Source organism: Pseudovibrio sp. M1P-2-3, assembly GCF_031501865.1.
Taxonomy (GTDB): Bacteria; Pseudomonadota; Alphaproteobacteria; order Rhizobiales; family Stappiaceae; genus Pseudovibrio; species Pseudovibrio corallicola.
The window spans coordinates 1,180,889-1,203,493 of the sequence record NZ_JARRCW010000001.1 but is presented as its reverse complement, the minus strand read 5'-3'; the positions used below and the strand labels follow the sequence as shown (position 1 = coordinate 1,203,493).

The 22,605-nt window shown below is 46.9% G+C and carries 18 protein-coding genes and 3 pseudogenes; 15 read left to right on the top strand and 6 right to left on the bottom strand.

Going from position 1 to position 22,605, the window contains the following annotated elements; genetic code table 11:
* Window positions 1-10: 10 nt before the first annotated feature.
* The 4 genes from P6574_RS05350 to P6574_RS05335 all read left to right on the top strand — a co-directional run bounded on the left by P6574_RS05350 (window position 11) and on the right by P6574_RS05335 (window position 3,915).
* Entirely contained in the window at window positions 11-1,195 is a 1,185-nt protein-coding gene (locus tag P6574_RS05350) for an FAD-dependent monooxygenase (RefSeq protein ID WP_310619350.1), read from the top strand.
* 51 nt (window positions 1,196-1,246) lie between these two features.
* Window positions 1,247-1,996 (top strand): competence/damage-inducible protein A, encoded by a 750-nt coding sequence (locus P6574_RS05345; protein ID WP_310619349.1) that lies wholly within the window; start codon window positions 1,247-1,249, stop codon window positions 1,994-1,996.
* 10 nt (window positions 1,997-2,006) lie between these two features.
* On the top strand, window positions 2,007-2,507 hold the full coding sequence (gpt, locus tag P6574_RS05340; RefSeq protein ID WP_310619348.1) for a xanthine phosphoribosyltransferase: 501 nt from the start codon (window positions 2,007-2,009) through the stop codon (window positions 2,505-2,507).
* A 472-nt stretch (window positions 2,508-2,979) separates the two neighbouring features.
* Window positions 2,980-3,915 (top strand): IS110 family RNA-guided transposase, encoded by a 936-nt coding sequence (locus tag P6574_RS05335; protein ID WP_310618894.1) that lies wholly within the window; start codon window positions 2,980-2,982, stop codon window positions 3,913-3,915.
* A gap of 14 nt (window positions 3,916-3,929) precedes the next feature.
* Here the strand turns inward: P6574_RS05335 and sfsA are convergent, their stop codons facing one another.
* From sfsA to P6574_RS05320, 3 genes are all read right to left on the bottom strand, one after another.
* Window positions 3,930-4,634, bottom strand: a complete 705-nt coding sequence (gene sfsA, locus P6574_RS05330) for a DNA/RNA nuclease SfsA (RefSeq protein WP_310619347.1) — start codon at window positions 4,632-4,634, stop codon at window positions 3,930-3,932.
* A 27-nt stretch (window positions 4,635-4,661) separates the two neighbouring features.
* Window positions 4,662-6,107, bottom strand: coding sequence for a TrkH family potassium uptake protein (locus tag P6574_RS05325; RefSeq protein WP_310619346.1), 1,446 nt, complete (start codon window positions 6,105-6,107; stop codon window positions 4,662-4,664).
* Window positions 6,108-6,357: 250 nt separating this feature from the next.
* A complete protein-coding gene (locus P6574_RS05320) occupies window positions 6,358-7,800 on the bottom strand; it encodes a TrkH family potassium uptake protein (RefSeq protein WP_310619345.1) in 1,443 nt (480 codons plus the stop codon).
* A gap of 393 nt (window positions 7,801-8,193) precedes the next feature.
* On the opposite strand from P6574_RS05320, the gene P6574_RS05315 reads away from it, so the two are divergent.
* From P6574_RS05315 to P6574_RS05300, 5 genes and pseudogenes are all read left to right on the top strand, one after another.
* On the top strand, window positions 8,194-9,132 hold the full coding sequence (locus P6574_RS05315; RefSeq protein ID WP_310619344.1) for an HlyD family secretion protein: 939 nt from the start codon (window positions 8,194-8,196) through the stop codon (window positions 9,130-9,132).
* Window positions 9,129-9,713, top strand: a pseudogene (locus P6574_RS22070) (ABC transporter ATP-binding protein); the annotation flags it as partial. The gene P6574_RS05315 and the pseudogene P6574_RS22070, both read left to right, overlap by 4 nt.
* 15 nt (window positions 9,714-9,728) lie before the next feature.
* The gene (locus P6574_RS22065) at window positions 9,729-10,070 is read left to right on the top strand and encodes an ATP-binding protein DrrA1-3 family domain-containing protein (RefSeq protein WP_405048131.1); all 342 of its coding nucleotides are present in this window, start codon (window positions 9,729-9,731) and stop codon (window positions 10,068-10,070) included.
* On the top strand, window positions 10,067-11,212 hold the full coding sequence (locus P6574_RS05305) for an ABC transporter permease (RefSeq protein WP_310619342.1): 1,146 nt from the start codon (window positions 10,067-10,069) through the stop codon (window positions 11,210-11,212). Before P6574_RS22065 ends, P6574_RS05305 begins: the two co-directional genes overlap by 4 nt.
* Before the next feature lie 345 nt (window positions 11,213-11,557).
* Window positions 11,558-13,999, top strand: coding sequence for an SH3 domain-containing protein (locus tag P6574_RS05300; protein WP_310619341.1), 2,442 nt, complete (start codon window positions 11,558-11,560; stop codon window positions 13,997-13,999).
* A gap of 16 nt (window positions 14,000-14,015) precedes the next feature.
* Here the strand turns inward: P6574_RS05300 and P6574_RS05295 are convergent, their stop codons facing one another.
* Complete coding sequence (locus P6574_RS05295; protein WP_310619340.1) at window positions 14,016-15,743, bottom strand: glycosyltransferase; 1,728 nt, start codon at window positions 15,741-15,743, stop codon at window positions 14,016-14,018.
* 133 nt (window positions 15,744-15,876) lie between these two features.
* Here P6574_RS05295 and P6574_RS05290 point away from each other — a divergent pair, with 133 nt between their 5' ends.
* Both P6574_RS05290 and P6574_RS05285 read left to right on the top strand, forming a co-directional pair.
* Window positions 15,877-16,764 (top strand): transporter substrate-binding domain-containing protein, encoded by an 888-nt coding sequence (locus P6574_RS05290; RefSeq protein WP_310619339.1) that lies wholly within the window; start codon window positions 15,877-15,879, stop codon window positions 16,762-16,764.
* A gap of 96 nt (window positions 16,765-16,860) precedes the next feature.
* Window positions 16,861-17,508: an alpha/beta family hydrolase gene (locus tag P6574_RS05285; protein WP_310619338.1), complete on the top strand. Its 648-nt coding sequence runs from the start codon at window positions 16,861-16,863 to the stop codon at window positions 17,506-17,508.
* Between the two features lie 71 nt (window positions 17,509-17,579).
* Here P6574_RS05285 and P6574_RS05280 read toward each other — a convergent pair.
* A pseudogene (locus tag P6574_RS05280) lies at window positions 17,580-18,227 on the bottom strand (DDE-type integrase/transposase/recombinase); the annotation flags it as partial.
* Window positions 18,228-18,271: 44 nt separating this feature from the next.
* Here P6574_RS05280 and P6574_RS05275 point away from each other — a divergent pair.
* A pseudogene (locus tag P6574_RS05275) lies at window positions 18,272-18,989 on the top strand (DDE-type integrase/transposase/recombinase); the annotation flags it as partial.
* Between the two features lie 380 nt (window positions 18,990-19,369).
* Window positions 19,370-19,699 (top strand): hypothetical protein, encoded by a 330-nt coding sequence (locus tag P6574_RS05270; protein WP_310619337.1) that lies wholly within the window; start codon window positions 19,370-19,372, stop codon window positions 19,697-19,699.
* 159 nt (window positions 19,700-19,858) lie between these two features.
* Here the strand turns inward: P6574_RS05270 and P6574_RS05265 are convergent, their stop codons facing one another.
* Window positions 19,859-20,767, bottom strand: a complete 909-nt coding sequence (locus tag P6574_RS05265) for a LysR substrate-binding domain-containing protein (RefSeq protein WP_310619336.1) — start codon at window positions 20,765-20,767, stop codon at window positions 19,859-19,861.
* Window positions 20,768-20,888: 121 nt separating this feature from the next.
* Between P6574_RS05265 and P6574_RS05260 the strand changes: the two genes are divergently transcribed.
* Entirely contained in the window at window positions 20,889-21,776 is an 888-nt protein-coding gene (locus P6574_RS05260) for a pirin-like C-terminal cupin domain-containing protein (RefSeq protein WP_310619335.1), read from the top strand.
* A gap of 44 nt (window positions 21,777-21,820) precedes the next feature.
* On the top strand, window positions 21,821-22,441 hold the full coding sequence (locus tag P6574_RS05255; RefSeq protein ID WP_310619334.1) for an isochorismatase family protein: 621 nt from the start codon (window positions 21,821-21,823) through the stop codon (window positions 22,439-22,441).
* Window positions 22,442-22,605 lie beyond the last annotated feature (164 nt).

The following is a 22,605-nucleotide window of genomic DNA, read 5'->3' as shown; positions in this document are numbered from 1 at the left end:
AAAGGCTAGGATGCAAAAGAAAATTGCGATTGCCGGCGCGGGCGTTGCCGGCATGACCTGCGCCCTCTTCCTTGCGCAGCAAGGCTATGAAATAGATATTTTTGAAGCCGCTCCTGAACTTTCCGAGGTTGGAGCCGGCTTGCAATTGTCCGCCAATGCCTGCCACTGTCTAGCAGAACTTGGCCTTTTATCCAAATTGCAAGCTGTCGCCACTATGCCCAGCGCAATTAACATTTCCTCCGGAAAAAACGGCAAGCTCATTGCCAAAGTCCCCCTAGGCCAAGCAGCCGAAGACAAATACGGGGCACCCTATCTGGTTATTCACAGAGCAGATTTACAGTCGATTTTAAAAGACGCGGTACTCGCCTCACCCACAATTCAGTTGCACTTGGGCTATAAACTGGACACTGCAGATATAGCACCCGAGGGACTGCACCTTAAGTTCAAAAACCAAGGGTCACAGACACAAGCCTACGCGCTATTAGTCGGGGCAGATGGTGTCTGGTCTAAAACCCGCACAAATATTCTCGGGCTTCCTCCTGCGTCCACAACCGGACGAGTTGCATATAGGGCCACGGTTCCCAGTAGGGATATTCCTGAGGAGTTGATGCAAACCACCGGCTTGTGGATGGCAGAGCGTTCTCATCTCGTACACTATCCTGTAAAAAGCGCTCGGGAATTTAATCTGGTTTGTGTAACTTTGGAAGACTGGACTTCGGAGAATTGGTCACACCCAGCAACCCCTGAAGATGTTGAAAAACATTTTTGCAGGTGGCACCCAACCCCTCGGAAAATTATCGGGAAGGCTACATCTTGGACGCGTTGGGCACTATGTGGAACCGACCCGACACTTCCTTGGGTTAAAGGGCCTGTTGCTCTTGTGGGCGATGCTGCCCATGCGATGCTACCTTTTATGGCTCAAGGAGCCGGAATGGCCATTGAAGATGTTGCAATTCTCAGCAAGGTTATTGAGAAATACGGGGCACTTCCAAAGTCTTTGGCAAAGTATGAGCAGCTAAGACGAAGCCGTGTTGAAAAAGTAGTTACGCAAGCCCAAAATAATGGCCGAGTTTACCATATGGGTTTCCCAACAGACATAGCTCGAAATTTGATCATGAGGCATACAACTCCAGAAAAGCTGCTGGGGCGTTTTGATTGGGTTTATGAGTGGAAACCTGACAGCATTGCAGTTTAAGGTAATTTACCAAGGTCTAGGCCGATTTTTTCAAGTTTGGGTGTTTTAAAGATGGAAAATGAGCAAATACATGTCGTTACTGCCGCAATTCTTGTAATTGGCGATGAAATCCTATCCGGCCGGACAAAAGATCAAAATATCGGCTATATAGCCTCGCACCTCACTGAGTGGGGGATCGACTTGAAAGAAGTGCGCATTGTACCCGATGAAGAAGACAGGATAGTGGAGGCCGTCAATGCCTTAAGAACCCGATATACTTATGTCTTCACATCTGGAGGTATTGGGCCTACCCACGATGATATTACAGCAGAATCAATAGCAAAAGCTTTCGGTGTCCCTGTCCATAAACACCCCAAAGCAATGGCCGCAATGGAAGCCCATTACCCGAAAGGGGAATTTAGCGAAGCACGGCAACGAATGGCCCGAGTACCTTTGGGTGCGGACCTAATTGACAATAAAATATCTATTGCTCCGGGTTTTATTATGGAAAACGTCCATGTCATGGCAGGTGTTCCCAAAATCATGCAGGCAATGATGCAAGCTTTGGCCCCATCTCTTGAACGGGGAACAAAGATTATTTCACAATCCGTAGACCTTCCCAGACCAGAAAGTTCCATTGCTTTGCAGCTCCAACAGCTGCAACATGACCACCCTCAAGCTATGATTGGGTCATACCCACAGGTAAAAGATGGTAAATTTTCCACACAGATAGTTGTACGAGCCCGCAAACTTGATGTACTTCAAAGTGCACTGACCGATGTTCGTGCTGCAGTGGACGCAGCCATGAAACGAAATTCCTAGAGGACGGACTATGCACCACGACCCACAATCTAAAGCCTTCCCAGTTTCCTGGGATCAGTTCCATAGAGACTGCCGCGCTCTTGTATGGCGTCTGGCAGAAAAAGGCCCTTTCCATACTATCGTCTGTATTACGCGCGGGGGGCTGGTTCCTGCTGGTATCATCGCCAGAGAAATGGGCGTACGGACAATTGAGACTGTTTGCATCGCTTCCTACCATGATTACGACGAGCAGGGAAAACTCGACGTTATCAAGCCGATTAGTCCGAACCTTATTGAGGATGGAGGAGAGGGTGTCCTCATAATAGACGATCTCGTTGATACTGGCAAAACAGCCAAGGTTGTTCGGGAAATGCTACCTAAGGCTCACCTTGCCACCATCTATGCAAAGCCTAAAGGCCGTGAGATGGCGGATACGATTGTAACCGAGCTCTCTCAGGATACTTGGGTGTACTTCCCTTGGGATATGGGTTGGCAGTTCCAGCCACCAATTAATAAAGATACCTTGGGCTAACTACATCTCGGTATTTTCAGCGGCCCACGAGCCGTTCTCGTAACTCAAGATCATTGAGCGCAAGATTCAGAGCTATACTCTGTTCTTGCGCTTTTTCTTTCTGCACCCTTTATCGTCTGCTAAGGCATGTAGGACAACGGGCCAACAAGTCTCTGCCTCCAGATCTAGAGTACATCGCGTTCATGCGTATTCACGCTTTGTGCTCTAACTTATTCATTTTGAGCGAATTCCTGTCGTTTGACTGAACCCAGTCAAACGGAACGCGCTTGTCTTATGCTTTTTAGTGTCTTCTGCGAATATAGGCCAATGGCCACCGTATTGAGTCGGGAGGGCAGTGGCGGTGGTCGGATCGGGACGCGCTAGGTCACAAGGGACCGTTTTAGAGTATGATCGGCCACCGTCTTCGCAACAGGCCTGAACGGATACGCAGCAGCCCAAAGCTCTGCACGACAAGCATAGGATACTTGCGAAGATGTCTGAGGTTACCATTGGTGTCGATATTTCGAAAGACCATCTTGATGTGTACTGCCTGCCGGATGAGCAGAGCAAGCAGTTTACCAATACAGCTGCAGGGTACAGACAGTTAAAAAGCTGGCTGAAAGGCCTGCCTGTCGCTCGAATTATTTTTGAACCCACAGGTTCTTATCACGGCGCTTTTGAGTTGGCATTGTCGGGTTCCTATCCTCTGAGCAAAGTTAACCCATGGCAAGCACGCCGGTTTGCACAGGCCAAAGGCAAGAGGGCGAAGACGGACCGGATTGATGCGCGCCTGCTGGCCCAAATGGGGCAGGATTTCCAGTTGGAACCAGACAAGCCAGTCGATGCAAGCCTATGTCATCTCAAAGAGATACGCGTTGCACGTCAAGCTCTTGTAAAAGAAGCCACGCAACTGGAGAACCGGTTGAAAACACAACGGGTGAACCTGGTTCGCAAACAGACACAGCAACGCCTGAAACTCGTGCGAAAGCAATTGGAGGCCCTTAACGCCGAAACTCAAAAGCAAATTGAGCAGAGCCCTCAAAGGGCGCGGGCAGCAAAGATTTTACACTCTATTCCCGGGCTGGGACAGGTCGCCGTCGCGGCGCTGGTGATTGAAATGCCAGAGCTTGGACAATTATCCCGTAAACAGGCCGCTGCTCTGGCGGGGCTGGCCCCCATGACCCGCCAGTCAGGACGCTGGCGGGGCGCTGCTTTTATTCAAGCAGGGCGCAAGCCGGTACGCGATGCACTCTACATGCCTGCCGTTGTTGCCAGCCGTTATAATCCAGACCTGAAAGCCAAATACAACCAGATGCGAGCGGCTGGTAAGCCTCCCAAAATCGCCATAATAGCTCTCATGCGTAAGCTAATCGAACTGGCAAACGCTCTCATAAAAGCGGACCGGCAATGGCAACCAAAAACGGCTTGACCAAGACGGATACTCTAAAAGCGAACAGCTCCGACTTTCTCGGCCTTGATTGATTGGGGAGTAATCGAGCATTGCAATGCATAGAACTCCACTCCCTTCTCTCGAGCTAAATCAAAGGCCTGTCCATATTTGGGGTCTATGTCCCGGGCAATAGTCACTATGTCACAATCATCCCGTTGTATCAGATACACCATAGCAGATCGGTGCCCCTGATCAATCATATCACACAGCTCAGCAAGGTGCTTTGCACCTCGAGCTGTAATGCTATCAGGAAACTCTGAAACAGCGCTGCTTCGAGCTAGCGTGACATTTTTCACTTCAACGTAAACACTCTGACCAGCCAGATCCTCAAGAAGTATATCGATACGAGAGTTCTTTCCGTATTTAACCTCACGCCTTAAACTTTTATATCCACTCAGCTGTGTAATAAGGTTGGTTTCCAGCGCCTCCTCTACCAACCTATTTGGTCTGGAGGTGTTAATCCCAACCATTGCACCGTCTATTTCCAAAAGCTCCCATGAGTACTTGAGTTTTCGTTTCGGATTATCTGATCTGGAGAGCCAGACACGGATCCCCTCCTCACACAACCCCATCATAGAACCGGAATTTGCGCAATGAGCCGTTACAACTTCCCCAGTCTCATCCAATATAACATCAGCGAGAAAACGCTTATAGCGTTTGACCAGCCTGCCCGTTACGAGCGTACTTTCAAAAATCATGATTGTCTTTCGTGAGAGTTAAAAACTCTAGCGTGACCAGAAGTCTGGATCCAGCAAGATAATAACAGTAAACAGCTCCAGCCGTCCAAGAAGCATCGCGGCACTGAGGATCCACTTAACCGCATCCGGTAATGGGCCAAAATTCCCTGAAGGGCCAATAGTCGTTCCCAATCCTGGCCCTACATTGCCAACCGACGTGGCCGCAGCGGAAACCGCAGTCACCAGATCAAGGTTAAAGGCGGATAATACGAGGGTAAGGAGCCCGACTGTACCTAAATAAACGACAAGAAACGCGAGAACAGAAAAAGTCAACTCTGGCGTCAGCCGTGTACTGCCATAGCTTTCCGAGATGACACGATTAGGCCGAACCATTCGGCGCATGTGTGCTTTTACAGTTCCAAAAAACACTAGGAAACGGAAAATTTTAATTCCACCAGTTGTTGATCCCGTACACCCGCCAACAAACTTTAAAAGAAGCGCAAGCCCAATAACCGGAGCTCCCCACGCCGTATAATCACCCATAGCGTAGCCGGTCCCAGTAATAACCGAAACCACATTAAATGCGGCCTGAAGAAGGGCCTGTGAGAACTCAGCTTGCCCCGAAACCCCGAGATAGATTGTAAGAGCCATTGTAATAAGCAATAGAAACACAAGGAATGCCCTGACTTGCGGATCCCGCCAAAGCACTAAGGGCTGCCCCCTGAGACCTTGAATTACAAGTACAAATGGCAGCGATCCTACAATCATGAAAAGAACGGCAATCCACCCAGTGACAGGGTTTTTGAAAAACCCAAAAGATGAATCATGTGTCGAGTATCCACCGGTCGCGATAGTTGTCAGAGCATGATTGAACGCATCAAATAAGGACATACCTGAAGCCCAGTAGGCAACGAGGCACAAGCTGGTCAAAAACAAATAGGTAAGACCGATCAAGCGAATCAACTCGATTGATCGGCCTACAATCTTCTCACTATGATCCGAGCTTTCAGTTTGAAACAGCTGCATTCCGCCAATTTTCAGGAATGGCAACAAGACAATAGCCATAACGACAATACCGACGCCCCCCATCCACTGCATCAAAGAACGCCAAACCAAAAGCCCAGGAGGCAGGGAGTCCAAACCTGTCAGAACTGTAGAACCCGTGGTTGTAAATCCTGATACCGCTTCAAATGCGGCATCAACATATGCAACGCCCAACCATAGGAATGGTAAAGCTCCAAAGGCAGGTAGGGAAATCCAGGAAAGTGTCGTTAACAAAAATGTTTGACGGGTATCCAGCCCTGCTTCAAGGGCGCTGCCCATTGCAACGATCAACAGTAGTCCCAGCAAGCCAACCACTAAAGACGAAAGCACAAAGGCTTGCCAGTCAGCATTACGGGCGGCAACATCGACAATTGCGGGAATGAGCATTGCTGCGGCCAAACCAACATAAAGGTATCCCAGAACACTTAAAACTGGCCGAAAAGAAATCAAATTATAGTCTCTGTGTAAGCAAAAAAGAAAGAAAAAGGTTCCCAATTGGGAATGTACTAAGGAGCCACTATGCGGCTGGCGTGGAAACTCGCAAGTGTTATCACAGTAAAGTGGGTCAGTTTTACCCTAGCTCTCCACAGCATTTCACCCTTCATATTTTATAGCTCACTAGAGCGATATGCCGTATCTCGGATAGGGCTTTGATAAATTCCCTTCATTTACAACTCATTATTGCCTGTTTTCACAGCGCTTATCTCCAAAATTCAGGATCCAATAGGATCAATACCGTGAACAGTTCCAGTCTCCCCAGTAACATTGCACCCGAAAGAACCCATTTTGCACCTAAAGGGATATCTGCAAAAGTTCCTGCTGGCCCAACAATCGGCCCAAGCCCCGGCCCGACATTACCGATAGCTGTTGCAGCGGCACTCAAAGCCGTCACAAGATCAAGATTAAAACCTGTCAAAACTACCGTAACAATGCCCACAGTACTTAAATAGACAACTAAAAATGCTAGAACAGAAAAAGCAAGGTCGGGGGTTACATTGGTTTCCCCATACCGAATAACGACCACCTGATCCGGTCTGATCATTTGCTTCATATTCGCGCGTACTGTGCCGAAAAACACAATAAACCGAAATGTTTTGATCCCACCCGAAGTTGACCCAGTACACCCACCGAAGAAGGTCAGCATCATAATAACCCCGATAATAAGCGGACCCCAGTTCGTATAATCTCCCAGACCAAAGCCAGTTGTTGTTACCACTGATGTGACAACAAACATTGACTCCAAGAATGCTTCTTTAAATGGAACTTCGTTGTTTAGGCCCAGATAAATACAAACGCCCATCGAGAACAATAATAGAATTGCCATGAATGTCACAACCTGAGGGTCTTGTAAGAGGACCTTGGGTGAGCGCCGCACCGCTTTGATCATCAAGACAAAAGGAAGGCCGGAGGCAATCATGAAAATAATACCGAAGAAAACAGCAGCTTGGCTCTCAAAATACGCGAATGATTTATCGTGGGTAGAAAATCCACCTGATGAGAGTGTTGTCAAAGCATGGTTGAGTGCATCGAACCACGACATTCCAGAAAGATGATAGAGTAGAGTACACAAGGTCGTAAGAACCACATAGAGCCCCATAACCCAACGCACAAGGTCAGTGGTTCGGCTAACAATCTTCTCACTTTTATCAGAGCTTTCTGTTCTGAAAAGCTGCATTCCCCCTATTCTCAAAAGGGGTAAAAGCAGACTTGCCATCACAATAATTCCTACCCCGCCAATCCATTGCGTTAAAGAGCGCCAGAGCAGCAGACCCGGAGGCATGGAATCCAACCCCATCAAGACTGTCGACCCAGTCGTTGTAAAGCCGGAAACACTTTCAAAAAAAGCATTATGGAACCCCACCCCTAAACCAAGAAATGGGAGAGCACCGAATGCAGGGATTGTAATCCACGCAGACGCGGTTATCAAAAATGCTTGTCGCGAATTGATGCTCTCAATCTTGTATCCGCCCATAGCGACGGAAAGTAAGAGCCCAATCATACCTATGATTATCGAAGAGAAAGCAAATGCCAACCAATCCGGATTGTTGGCAAGTAGATCCCACATGAGTGGTATAAGCAGAAGGAGCGCCAAAGCAATGTAGGCAAATCCAAGCACGCGAAGCACTGGGGCAACGAGCTTCATCAAACTAATTTCTTTCTTTTAAGCCTTGTTGATTATCTGACTGCTTTATGCGAAATTTCACGATAGCAAGAGAGCGATGCAAACTCCGTTAATTTCCTTGAAAAGCCGTCCTACATAACAGTCAAAGATAACCCTCTTTAAAATAATCTACTGATACTCATTCTGCTTTATAGGAATATGCCAAGGGCATGAAGAGAGGAATAGTGTTTACAAAAAGCCTTTTTATTCATCGTGTCATTAAAAATTCAATTTTCTTTTGAGAACTTTCAACTTTAAGTATACACAAAGATTCATTACTTAAAGAGAAAGAAATCGTTGTAAACGATATAAACACATCTATGGACTACCTTAAAATAAAGTCATATTTTAAGGGTAGAAAATATGAAACTTGCTTTGGGCATCTTCTCTTTATTGGTGGTCGCTGGCCTTACTGCTTGTAATCAAGACAGTGGCAAGCTGGCACTCGGCATGCTTGAGAGGGACCGTGTAGCTCTGTCTGCTACAGCCAGTGAAATTATTATTGCCCTGCCGGTAAAAAAGGGGAGCTATGTAAAGAAAGGGACTGTTCTGGTGCAGCTGGATGCTTCGCAGCAGCAAGCGGAACTTGACCGTCTAGCCGCAGAAGTTGCCAGAGCACAAGCGAGTTTAGACAAAGAAAAATCCGGCCCTCGCGCGGAAGATATCACACAAGCTAGAGCTCAAGTCGCCACAGATAAAGCACTCCTTTCCGAATCCCAATTGGCGTATAACCGCTATAAAGACTTAATGAAAAGTGGCACCGCCAGTGAATCCCAATACGATAAAGTTTTTACCGCTCGTGCAGTTGCACAAGCAGTGCTTGAAAAGAACCAATCCAGGTTAGATGAACTTTTGGCCGGAAATCGGGAAGAGGATATTCGTATTGCCCAAGCAGACTTGATGATTGCAAAGGCATCGCTAGCAAACCAACAAAGTAAACTCTCAGACTTGACAGTAAAAGCCTCCAGAGATGGTTGGCTTGACAGCCTTCCATGGAATCTTGGTGAACGAGTGACACAAGGCAGCCCTGTGGCAATATTACTTGCTGGAGCAGCACCTTACGCAAGAGTGTATGTTCCTGAGCCGTCCCGAGTAAAAGTTAAGCAGGGGGATAAACTTCAGATAAAAATTGATGGTTTAGACAGTACGTATGAAGGGACTGTAAGTTGGATTAGTTCTGACCCATCTTTTACACCGTATTACGGCTTAAACCAGCAAGACAGAACAAGATTGATGTATCTTGCAGAAATACAACTTCCCGAGAGTGCTTCCGATCTACCAAACGGAATTCCAGTGCAGGTCATACTCCCATGAACAAAAATAATGGTGTTGACCCCGTCATCATTGCAAAAGGCATGAGTAAGATGTTTGGCAACTTTCGCGCTGTCGATAACGTGAACCTTGAGATAAATGCGGGGACTATCTATGGTTTTTTGGGGCCAAATGGCTGCGGAAAAACAACAACAATGCGGATGTTGACAGGCCTTCTCACTCCAAGTGAGGGCACAGTAGGTGTCCTAGGCCTTTCTGTACCAAAAGATGCCGCTGAGCTACGCTATAAAATCGGCTATATGACACAGACATTCTCCCTCTATCGCGATATGACCATTTTAGAGAATCTAGATTTTGTCGCAGATATCTATGGGATGGCCAGAAAACAGAAAAAACAACGAATCTCAGAGATAATCGATCGCTATAAGCTAGGAGAAATTGCTCACCGTTTCTCTGGACAACTGAGCGGTGGGCAAAGACAAAGACTTGCTCTTGCCGCCTCGGTTTTGCATTCACCAAAACTATTATTTCTAGATGAGCCCACCTCTGCAGTGGATCCGGAAACACGGCGTGATTTTTGGGAACAACTATTTGATCTTAGCGATGCCGGAACCAGTATCATTGTTTCGACCCATTTTATGGATGAAGCAGAAAGGTGTCATAAAATTGCGATTTTGGATGCAGGAAAAAAGCGAGCGGATGGCACACCTGATGGCCTGATGGAGGCTATGGATACAACAGTACTGGAGGTAGAGGGAGCCGGTTTAAGAAAAATGCGGGAAGACTTAACCCACATACCTGAAATTACATCAGCCGCGCAAATTGGATCTAGGCTGCGTGTTTTGGTCACCAAAGAAGTTGAGACACCTGATAAGTGGTTGCAACATCTTCCCCAGACAAGAGAAGCAACACGAATTGAAATAGTTCGTCCAAATCTTGAGGATGTATTTGTTACCAGTACGGGAAGTGGACGCCAATGAAGTCCCTACGCCGTATTAAAGCAATTTTATGGAAGGAAGTCGTTCAGTTACGCCGCGACCGAATTACTTTTGCCATGATTATTTTGATACCTCTCATTCAGTTGGCTCTCTTTGGATATTCCATAAATACAAATATAAGAAATATTCCAGTTGGCATTTTAGACTTTAGCCATTCAGAATTAGGGCAAATTCTGGAACAAATACTAGAAGCCACCGACGTTGTTGAGTTTACACAACACTATACTTCCATTCCCGAAGCACAAAAAGGAATTCAATCGGGTGAGGTTCGTGCCGTTTTAATTCTACCATCTGATCTTGCGCAACGACTTGCGAGGAGTCCAAGTGTCGGATTAGGACTGCCACCATCCACAAATCAGGAAACAAGTAGACCCGTCGGGCAATGGATCGTAGATGGTTCAGACACAACAATAGCCGGAGCGATTAAAAGCTTCAGGAATATGCCTCTTACAGAATTACTTAAGCAACCTCCAAATCGAAACACAGCCACTTTCGAAGTGGCCCTATTTTATAACCCTGAGCAAAGATCAGCAATAAATATTGTACCGGGCCTCGTTGGCGTTATTCTTACAATGACCATGATTATGTTTACTTCGGCCGCAATTGTACGGGAGAGTGAACGGGGAAATATGGAAATGCTCATTAATACCCCCGTCTGGTCATTAGAATTAATGATCGGCAAAATTATCCCATACATATTTATCGGTCTATTGCAGGCCATAATTATATTGGCACTGGGGCATTTCTTATTCGGAGTCCCTTTTGGGTCCAAATGGATAAGCCTGCTCGGCGGTACACTTTTATTCATTGGTTCATGCTTATCGCTGGGTCTAGTTCTGTCTACTATTGCAACTAACCAACTTCAAGCAATGCAAATGACAGTCTTTATCCTTCTGCCATCTATTTTGCTATCCGGTTTCATGTTCCCCTTTGAAGGCATGCCAGTCATCGCCCAATACATTTCAGAGCTTCTTCCAGCCACTCACTTCATGCGGATCATCCGTGGCATTGTTTTACGTGATGCAACTCTCGCGGAAATGCAAAACGACATGATTTGGCTCATCGCATTCTTCGTAATTGGAATTTTGGTTGCGGCTCTCAGGTTCAAAAAACGTTTGGATTAGCAGTTTACTCGCTTTAACTTGATCAAGTTATCCATCAAAACAACTCTAAACATCAGATAGGTAGGGCATTCTTTACATAGCTTTTAGCAAATTAGCCCAAGAGAGTTATCCTAAACTCTACCTTTCCTTTTTTGCTACAATGCCACATCAAAGTTATGCATGTTTCTTAGCTTGGCCACGACACAATAAGCGCAAAGACATTTGCCTCTACATCGCAGCTGCGAAAATAGAGGGGATTGAATGGGAGTGTGCCTTGTGAACCCTATCAGGCTCTGCATTTTACCGTTTTTACTATTGTGCAACTGGGCAATTGCTTACCCAGGGAGCACGACAACCAATGTAAACATGCGACAAGGGCCGGGCACCAACTACCCTGTTATTCAAACTGTGACCCAAGGCACTCCCCTAGATATTGATAATTGCAATGAGAGTGGTAGTTGGTGTGCAGTCACCCTCTCCGGAGTATCAGGTTTCATCAGTGGTCAATATTTAAATGTCAATGATGAGGAAGGAGGATGGCCACGAACATTTAATGCCCCTGATGGGTCTGTCCTTACGCTCTACCAACCCCAAATTACTGAATGGGACAACCACACCCTACTCAAAGCCAAAACTGCTGCTGAGTATCGCAGCGCCCCCGACAGCGAACCCATATATGGGGTTCTTACCTTCTCCGCTCAAACTTATGCATCAACAAGCGAGGATCTTGTTACACTTTCCAATATTCAACTGACAGAAATAAATTTCTCGACATTAAGCAAAGAACAACTTTCAAACCTGTCTTTGGAGGTCGGCTCTTTATTGCCAGTAGAAGCTATTAGCATGTCTAAAGAGAGGCTAACTGCCTCTTTAACAACAGCGGCTCAAATCAAGAATGTAGACGGACTTGGTACCTCACCTCCACCCATATTTTATAGCTTCACTCCTGCAATCCTTGTGCAAACAGATGGAGATGCAATTGAAGCTCCTGTCCCCGGGGTTGAGGGTATATTGTTTATTGTCAACACAAACTGGGATCTTTTCAAATTTCAAAAAACAGGGGCCTATTTTCTTTTGGATGAAGATGCTTGGCTCACGTCACCCACTTTGAAGGGGCCTTGGGTAGATGCAGGTAAACTCCCCCAAGCTTTCAACCAACTGCCAGACACAGAGAACTTGAAGGAGGTAAAGGCTAATATTCCCAATAAGGGATTTGGGAACTCTCCAACTCCAAAAGTCATTTATGTAAGTAAGCCCTCTGAACTTTTGCTGTTTGACGGCCAACCCAAATGGAATCCCGTACCCGGCACAAGCTTGCAATGGGCCTCCAACACCAATAGCGACGTCTTCTTTCAAACTACTGAAAAAAAATACTACGTCCTCACTTCTGGTCGTTGGTTCAGATCCTCTTCTCTGGACGGCCCGTGGACATTTGCCAGCACAAGTCTGCCCCCAGATTTTCAGCTAATTCCTGACAATACTCCATATTATAGCGTTAGATCATCAGTCCCAGGAACATCGGAAAGCCAAGAGGCACGCGTTAAGGCCAGCATTCCAACAGTGGCACGCGTGGAGCTTGGGTCAGTTCAACCTGATGTTTCTTATGCAGGCGATCCCCAATTTGAGCCAATTCCAGAAACTTCAATGTCCTACGCAACGAATACTAGCGCGCAGGTCATTCAAGTTGGTGACAACTATTTTGTTGTTCAAGATGGAGTGTGGTTCATTGGCCCCTCTCCTCAAGGACCTTGGGAAGTCGCAACAAGTGTACCCGATGAAATCTATACAATCCCGTCCAGTTCCCCAGTTTATAACACAACCTATGTGAGAACATATAATTATAGTGATGACACAGATAACGGAACAGCTGCTGTTTGGTTTGGCTACACAATGGGCTACCTGTGGAGTTACTTGGCATGGGATACATATGTTTATGGAAGTGGGTACTATTACCCCCCATACTGGCGCCCCTGGCGACCAGGTTATTACCCGCCATACTTTCCACGACCAATCACCTATGGGTCTGGTATCTTCTATAACCCCACAAGAGGAGTGTTTGGAAATTATGGTTACGCCTACGGCCCATATCGAGGCATAGCATATGGCCGGGTTTATAACCCCAATACCGGCCGCTATATTCGAGGGGGTATATACTCTGGCCCTCGAGGGACTGCCGGTTTTATTGCAGCTACCAATCCCATTACTGGAAACAGGGCATTCATTGCAGGTGGTAAAGGCGTATATGGCGCATGGAAAACTGGTAAAGTTCAACTGGGATCGGAATGGGCTCGCAAAAAGCGCGGCTCGCTCAACAGGAACTCAGGAAAGTGGCAAAGATCTCACGCTCGCAACAACCTTATTAAGGCAAACCGTCAGGGGAATATTTTTGCTGGTAGGGATGGTCGTGTCTATAGAGAGAGAAACGGAAAATGGGAAAGTTTTAATGGCGGTAAATGGCAAGGGGTTGATACACCTCGATTAGAAAATCTAAATCGCCAAAATCGTATTACACCGCAGAACCTGAACCACGGGAAATTTACACCAAAAGCCAGTCGTAAGCCCGATCAAACAAAGCAACCCGCTGTAAAGAAACGGACAAATAAAAAGGCGACTGCTCATCGTGCTCCTTCTCACTTGAAACGCGAGCAACATGTAAGGCAACGCGGCAACCAGAGGGTTCATAAACACCGGGCCAGTCGCCACCAGCCAACACACACGCGCAAATCTCCCCATCGTAGTCACAGGTCATCGAAGCATGGTGGTGGAAGGCATGGCGGCGGCAGACATGGTGGTGGCAGACACAGGTAATCAACCTACCATTTTCTCACATTGGCCTGCTGACAAGCCCATGTCTAGTTTTGCGCCAATGGTGGGGGCGCATAAAAAACTCCCACAAGGCTTGGTAGGAAGCATAACTGGCGAGTAGCCAATAAACGGGTATGGTCACAAGCTCCCACACTTTGGGGGAAAGGTTCCTCCTTCTGGCACCAGCGTAAATGGACAGGACAGGTCCGCCAAACCCAATAAGAACGCTTAGTATTCCAAGAAGGCCAAATGGACTTAAAAGTAACGGTATAGGAGTCGTTAACTCGTTGGAAAACGCAAATACAACAAGCAACCCTAGCAGACTAATCAGTGTCAATGGACCGAACCAAAGGCATAACATCCCACCTACAAAATAGATCATAAAAACTATGCTATTAACTAAACCCAGTTCTTTAAATAGTAAAAGCGGGTTGCGCAGGTGTACAGCCATGGTTTGAATCCAGCCCTTATGCCACCTGCTCCGCTGGGATAACCAAGCTTTCAGTGTTGTGGGAGCTTCTTCATAAGTAGTGCTCTTTAGGACCCCAATTTTATACCTGTTGCGCATGAGTCTGACCGCCAAATCTGCATCCTCAGTGACGTTAAACGGATCCCATCCTCCAACCTTTTGCAAGGCAGAACGCTTGAAATGGTTTGAAGTCCCCCCCAAGGGCAAAAACACCTGCCAACGGGCTAACCACGGCAACATGACATCAAACAAACCGGCATACTCAAAAGCGAATTGTCTAAGTAGCCAGCCCTTTTGAGCGTGATCTATGCATAAAGAAGCCTGCAGGCAGGCATAATCCTCTGGTAACCTTCTAAAAGCACCCACTGATTTTTTAAGTTGATCTGGTTCGGGGCGGTCCTCTGCATCATAGACTGTTAGAAACTCGCCTTGGCATTTCCGCAAGACCGTTTGCAATGCGCGGGGTTTGGTTTGCGGAGAGCCCTTTGGAACAACAAAAATACTCATATAACTGGCTTTGTTTGCATCCAGAGCCAGCTGGGTATCATGATCCTCCTCCTCCACGAGAAAATAAAGTTCCAGCTTTTTCTTAGGATAGTCGAGAGCTCTCATAGCATCGGTTAACTGCTTGCAAATTTGAGGTTCATTAAAGAGTGGTACCAGCACTGTATAGGTAGGCCACTCATCAATTTGAGAAGAGTGACCTGTAAACTTTGGAACCTCCAAAGTTGCATACAATCTCATAAGGCCTATTGAAATAGCTATTAGTTTTATGGCGGTGAATACTGAAAGGAACAGGATGCTCCAAGTGACAATGTTCCCTACAAAATAAGCAAGTGGCACACCAGCAAAGAATAATTTTTGCTCTGCAGTCAGCCCTTGGAAAGCTGATATCTCCGGCTTCCGAGACACCAAGCCAACAACGCCTGTTCCAGTTAGAATAAGCCGTTCAAAGTAATTTCTAGTAACCAGAACTGTTTTAGCCTTGAGTAAGGGGTATGCACTTAACAGTTCAATGACATTATCAAGCTGATGTATTTGAGGAGAGATTACGACAACTCTTTCCCCGTCTTTAGTCAGGGCGGGAACAAAAAGGATGCCTTGTATTTGGAATGGGTTGGATTTCAAACAACTTTCAGGCTTGACCTCCAAAGTTCCAAAGGAAGCAAACCGAATTCCCGATTTCAATGTCAATTCGATATAGACATGATTTATCTCCACATCTTCTTGAGGTTTGGCCCTCGAAGAATGGTCAGAAAATTCTGTGAGCAGATCCATTTCTCGGCCACTCCCCTTGCGAACCTCGATATATTAAGAAATATCGAGTAATTTGCGCGCTATAAATTCTTCTAGATTGATCACACACTGACCATTTCTTACGTTATCTGAGTAAATAGACTGAAAGATTGCAATGACACGCCCCAGTGTATACGCCCAATTATTTACTGTCTGCCTGTTTTTACAATTATCAATAATTGGCATAGGGAATGCTGTAGCTCAGAAATATAGCGGACAAAAAAGTGATGGTAATAATTGGGTAACACAGAATATTCCCTTATTCTCCCCACCTTCCAATTTTTTTGAAACTCCAGCCAAAGTACCAGATAAAATTAGGTTCCTGACCACAGACGACTTTCCTCCATTCTCTTTTAGGGATGGTGAGGGACGGCTGATGGGATTCAATGTTGATTTGGCACGAGCTATCTGTGAGGAAATGGAAATCGCCTGTAGCCTCCAGATCAAGCCCTTCTCCCAGCTGCTTCCAGCACTTGAAGGCCGAGAAGGGGATGCGATTATTGCCGGGATATCACAAACTCCTAACAGGCTCGATAAACTATTATATTCAAAATCTTATATGCGCTTCCCTGGAGTTTTTATCATACCTATAGGCTCAAACTTCGATCCATTGCCTGAACAAGTAAAGGGTTCAAAGGTTTCCGTTGTTAAGAACTCCCGGCATGAAGCTTTTCTGGAGCGTTTTTTTCCTGACGTTGAGAGGATTAGTTTCAACTTACCTGCCGAAGCTAGGGCCTCATTGGTAAAAGGTCAGGTTGATGCGCACTTTGGTGATGCTGTACGCCTTTCTTTTTGGTTGGATAGCAACAGCGCCCTCAAGTGTTGCCAATTCTCTGGCGGACCTTGGCTGGACCCTCTATATTTTGGAGAGAAGATGTCTGTCGCAGTCAGACCCTCGGACCAAACCATCAAGGAAAATATAGACTTGGCACTTGACCGCCTCCAAAGTAACGGGCGCCTTAGCGAGCTGTATCTCCGGTACTTTCCAATCAGCTACTTCTAATAGAGCAAATCTCCAGTCAATATTATCGGAAATAATACAGCAATACTCAAAAAGGAGGCTTCACTGCCTCCAAACTGTTCACTATAGGCATTCGCTATGGAAAACTATATTTTAAATAAAGCCGAAAACGAAGCACAGGGAACTTTCCTTTTTGCTCATGGTGCTGGTGCGCCTATGGACTCACCTTTCATGGAACGCATAACGTTGGCCTTGACTAAACTGGGGGTCAACGTTGCACGCTTCGAGTTTAAATACATGGCCAAGCGTCGGATCTCAGGAAAAAAATCGCCCCCCCCTCGCGCGGACAAATTAATAGGTGAATACCAAAAAATCTTACAAGCTCTGCTAGAAGACGTCGATGGTCCAATTGTTATTGGTGGGAAGTCAATGGGCTCTCGCATTGCCGCCATGTTAGCAAGCGCAAACTCTCTTCCAAAACGCGTAACAGGCGTCTGCTGTTTGGGGTATCCATTTCACCCTGTAGGTAAGTCTGAAATCGAACATTGGCGTTTACCAACACTTGAACAAGTAAAACGACCAATGCTAATTCTTCAAGGGGAACGGGACCAATTTGGAAACAAGGAAGAACTTACGTCCATATCACTTCCTAAAACTATTGAGCTTGCTTTTGTAGAAGATGGTAATCATGATTTTGCTCCCAGAGGTCGGTCTGAAGCTACATTAAATGGTAACTTAAACAACGCAGCACAGCTGGTTTCCGATTTTATCCGCAATAGCAAGTAAGTTTAGTTTAGCCACTCAAGTTTGGGCAGCGCGGCTGCCCAAAAACCTCTCCACTTTTACGGGGTAAGTCCATTTTGAACCAGCTTTCCTAGTTGAATTTGGCAGATCTGGATCCCTTCCGATTTATCCCATGACAACAGAGTTTCACTGATGTTTGCCAGACCATTATCGACACGGATCACAAGTGGTTTGCTCCGCCATTCAATTACCTGCGTCAACGCGCGCATCACCTTGAGCGCGGGGAGAGAAAAGTCAACTTCAATACACAACCCTTCCCGGTTAAAGTCATCCAGAATATTGAGGGTACGCGCCCGTCTGATGTCTTCCAATTAGTCTGACATGAAATCCATCTACCACGCCTGATTAAGACCGGAGGGTGTCGTCAGCTTTTCAGGCTTTGCTCGTTTCAGGCGCTTGCCCGGTTTCAGCTCCAACTCCCCGACTATGCGATAGACACGCTTATGGTTCCAGCCAAAACCTTTGAGGTTACGTAGATATAAAAACCACAGCCATCTCCTTGCGCTGAGATGGCTTCAGTTTTTTGCCAGAGCCTCCTTCAAAAGCTCATTTTGCAAAGACAGTTCGGCAGACATCTTTTTAAACCGGCGAATTTCGTCTTGCGTAGACTTCATCTGCGAAATCATTGGAGTATCCAGACCACCGTATTTCGCCCGCCATTTATAAAAGCTCTGTGCGTCACATAAACGAGATTTCTTCATAAAATCAGTCCTCAATATGAGGCAATACTATCCCTACTTCTAAACTCGATCAATTTACGGGGGAATTACCGGATGAAATCCCACATCTGAGTCGGTCCTCCTTACACCGCTTGTTCCAGCGTCACGGAATCTCGCGTCTTCCAGCTCCAGATAAGGATAAGGTGAAGAAACGTTTCAAAGCTTATCCGATCGGCTATTTTCACATCGACATCGCGGAAGTACGAACTGCAGAAGGCAAACTGTATCTATTTGTGGCAATTGATCGCACATCTAATTTTACCTTTGTGCAGCTGCATGAAAAGCGACCAGACGGGTTGCGGGCAATTTTCTACGCAGCCTCATCAAGGTGGTTCCCTATAAAATCCACACCGTTCTGACAGACAACGGCACCCATTTCACCGATCCCAAAGGTGACAGCTGGAACGCTAAGGACATTACGCATATGCTCGCTACTGGCCAGCCATTTCGCTGCCATGGCTTTGTTCTGGCCTGCGCCCAAAACCAGCTCGCCCCTGGACGAATGGTCAGGTCGAACGCATGAACCGCTCCCTCAAAGAGACCACTGTCCGGCGTTATTATTATCAGACACACAGCGAACTACGCACTCATCTGGAAACGTTCATACAGGCTTATAACTTTGCCAAGCGCCTCAAGGCTCTCAGAGGACAAACGCCCTTTGAGTACATCACCAAACAATGGACAAAAGAGCCCAGTCGGTTCATAAAACAGCCAGACCATCTCCTCACAGGACTAAACATTTAACCTATGGAGCGGTGGCTTACTTGAATCCAGCTCTAGGCCTGCAGGATTGGCAGGGCGCCGTCTTTAATTTGGCCCTGTGGGCGACAAAACCCACCCAACAAGCCCACCGGAACAGTATTATTGGCTGAATGTCATTAAAAAATCGGCCTCATCGCTCAACTTAACATTGGAATGCCACTACCAGCCACGATGATTATAAAGGCCTTCGTTTGGTTCAAAGGGAGTGGAGATGTTATGCCTATGAACCCGTTTCCACCCCTGATCGGTTCTCCGCTTGTTTACTGTTTTTTGTCGGCGGTGATATCATCAAACAGCTGCCGCGCTATATGTATGTGTTCTTACCAACCAACAAGTTACACGATGGTGATGGGTGATGGGCGATGGGCGATGGGCGATGGCAAAAAGATCCGCTATCCGGCGCTGCTGTACACCGGAACCCCGATGATGTTGATCAGTGGGGCACCCGGCCACCGGCATCAAAAAGTGGCTATGCATCCATAATCCGCATTTCAACGCCGCGCCCCCCGCATGATTTAAACGATTTTCTCAATGACAGCGCCCGCAACATCCAAACCAAGCTCTGTGACCGTGTTGAGAATTCTCTGAAGGCATTCCGCAAACCTGGCCTTCTGGAGGGACGGTGCGGCAAGTCAGTTATCATGGTCGGAATTAGCAGTTCCTCCAGGGTCAACAACAAGCCCCAATTGTAACCGGTATTCCAAATCTACCTTATTGAAAGTCAATGTGGGAACAAGACGTCTCTTACGTTCTATCTCATACACTGACTTCCAGTTTGCTTGAAAACTTGAAACCAACCCGTCCCGACCTTCACTCGGGGCGGGACGCTCCCACAAGTATCGCCATCTCTATCAGAAAGGCAAGATCTTACGGGGAAGCTCCTTGATGATGTATTCCGAGAATACCTGAACTTGCGAGGGAACGCCATGGCGAGAAGGTATCAGCAGACTAATTTGGGAATCTCCAGCTGTCCAATTGGGAAGTATCCTTTGAAGGTAACCTTTTTGCACATATTCACGGCAAATATACGCGGGCATCGCCAATATCCCCACCCCCTCTACAGCTGCTCCGCTCAAGGTCGCCATATCCTCACTACATAGTCTGGAATCATAGGGAATAGCGGCGGTTACATTTTGGTCGTTACGAAGGGACCATAGTCCCTGCATGGGGTTCCAGCCAAATTTCAAACCGGCGTGCTTTTCCAAATCCTCCGGCGTCTCAGGAGTTCCAAAGCGTTCCAAATAGGCTGGAGCTGCAAACAGGTGCCAAGGAGCGGATGCCAATTTGCGCTGAACAAGACTGGAGTCCGGTAGTGGGCCTGAGTGAGCCCTGACGGCCATATCAAGACCATTTTGTATAAGATCAACAGCATCGTTTGAAACATGCTGGGACACCTTAATTCGCGGGTTGAAAACAAGAAACTCCGAGATGATATCAAACAGTGTAAATTGAGCCATTCCAACGCAACAGCTCATACGGACATTCCCTGAAATCACACTTTTGTTTTTTTCAACTGCTGTTTCGGCTGCCTCCATATCGTTAACCATTGAACGAGCATATCGATAAAACTCCTCCCCAATTTCAGTAACAACAAACTGCCGGGACGTGCGTTGGATTAAGCGCACATCCAGTCTCTCCTCCAGACCCCGCACATGACGGCTTAGTTTGGATTTTGGCACTCCCAAAAGACGGGCGGCTGCCGTAAACCCCCCTTGTTCGACAACATGTACGAAGTAGAAATATTCATTCAAGTCAACCATTTATACGCCTTCATACGTAATTGTACGTCGTTTCAAATATAGAACGATAAGTTGTGATGCAAGCATATTTTCATGGCTCAACTCCAAGTTTATACCTCTCTTTGCAACAAGGAGCGAAGCAATGACAGTCAGTAATTCAGCACTGCCGTCAACATTGGATTGGGGAGATCTAACAGATCCGGTAACTGCCGAACTGCAAGTTATCGGGGATGGATTTAGTGTACTGGCTTTCAATTACAGGCAGTTCAGCGGCCTTATGGACCCATTGGTAAAAGTTGATAATTTCTCAATTTTTGAAAATAAAATCACAACCAATCCGCTGGCTGGGATACTAAGTGTACTTGTTGTTTTTGAAGACAGCACTGGCAAATATCGCGCTCAGAACTCTGCAGGTGCCATTGTTGAACTGCAACCGGGAGATCTTTACTGGACTCAGGCAGGTCGTGGATCACTCCTAAATGAAGAGCTTTCTCCTTCCGGAAAAGTTCATGCTCTTCGAATTATTATCAACTTGCCCAAACACCTGAAACAGAAGTCGCCAACGTCACGTCACGTCAAGGCAACCCAGATGCCCATATTAGAAGGCAACGGGTATCGCGTACGCCTCGTTCTAGGAACAAGCAATGGCACGAAAGGGTTAATGTCCCCGTCATTGCCGCTCACCATCTTGGAAGGGACTGTGAGTGAAGCTCACCAGTTCACCCATGACATAGAGGCTGGTCATTCAGTCTGGCTATATGTGGCGCAGGGCGAGGTAAACGCACACTTTGGCAAGCAAACTTCCATCATCCGTAAAGGGTGCGCCATAGCCTATCATGCAAACCATGAGGGTTTGAGACTTGCTGTTAACGCAGTCTCGGCGAGCCACTTTGTACTCATTCAAGGTATGCCACTCCACGAGAACTTCTTCCAAAAAGGTTCTTTTGTGATGAGCACGCTCGAGGAGCTTGAGCGTGTGGAGGCTGCTTATGCAGCCGGTCACTTCGGCTTGGCACCGCCCCCCGACTAACCAAAACAAACTACCAATAGTTTTATAAAAGAGGAGAGACACTCATGAACCAGAACACAACAAACCCAAATCGCCTTACAGCCGACAACGCAGCTCTCGTGCTGGTTGACCATCAGGTAAGCCTGATGACCGGCATTCGCGATTATTCAATCGCTGAACTGAAACACAACGTTGTTGGCCTCGCAAAAGCTGCAAAAGCACTCAATTTGCCGATTGTAACAACAACAACATCTGCAAAGGAAATGTGGGGACCTGCATTCCCAGAGCTGGTAGAAGCATTGCCAGGTCAAGAGTTTATCGACCGGACAAGTGTTAACGCTTGGGATGACCCGCGTGTTGTTGAGGCTATTCGTGCAACAGGCCGTCAAAAGCTCATTTTTGCTGGTGTTTCCTTGGAAGTCTGCGCCGCGTTTCCTGCTATGGCTGCAAAACAGGAAGGCTTTGACAGCTACGTTGCCGTGGATGCCTGTGGCACATTCAACCAAACCAAACGGGAAACCGGCACGATGCGGCTGGCTCAGAACGGCGTCACCGTCGCAGATGCCTCCAGTTTGATTGTGGAGATTCTGGCAGATAACGCACGCCCAGAAGCAGGAGCTGTTTATGGGGCACTGGGCATGGATTGGGCTACTCTTGTTCACCAAGTTCGCGCCAGCGTTGCGTAACGCCCCTCGGTAGCAAGGGAATCTTCCCCGGACCAATAGCATCGCTGCGCGGCTATGTAGCGATGCTATTCATCTGAAGTGTCATAGGTAACAGCAGCCTCCCTCATACAAGGAACACGTGGTGCAGACTAAAACTTACGCGCATAAAAAAACAAGACCCAATA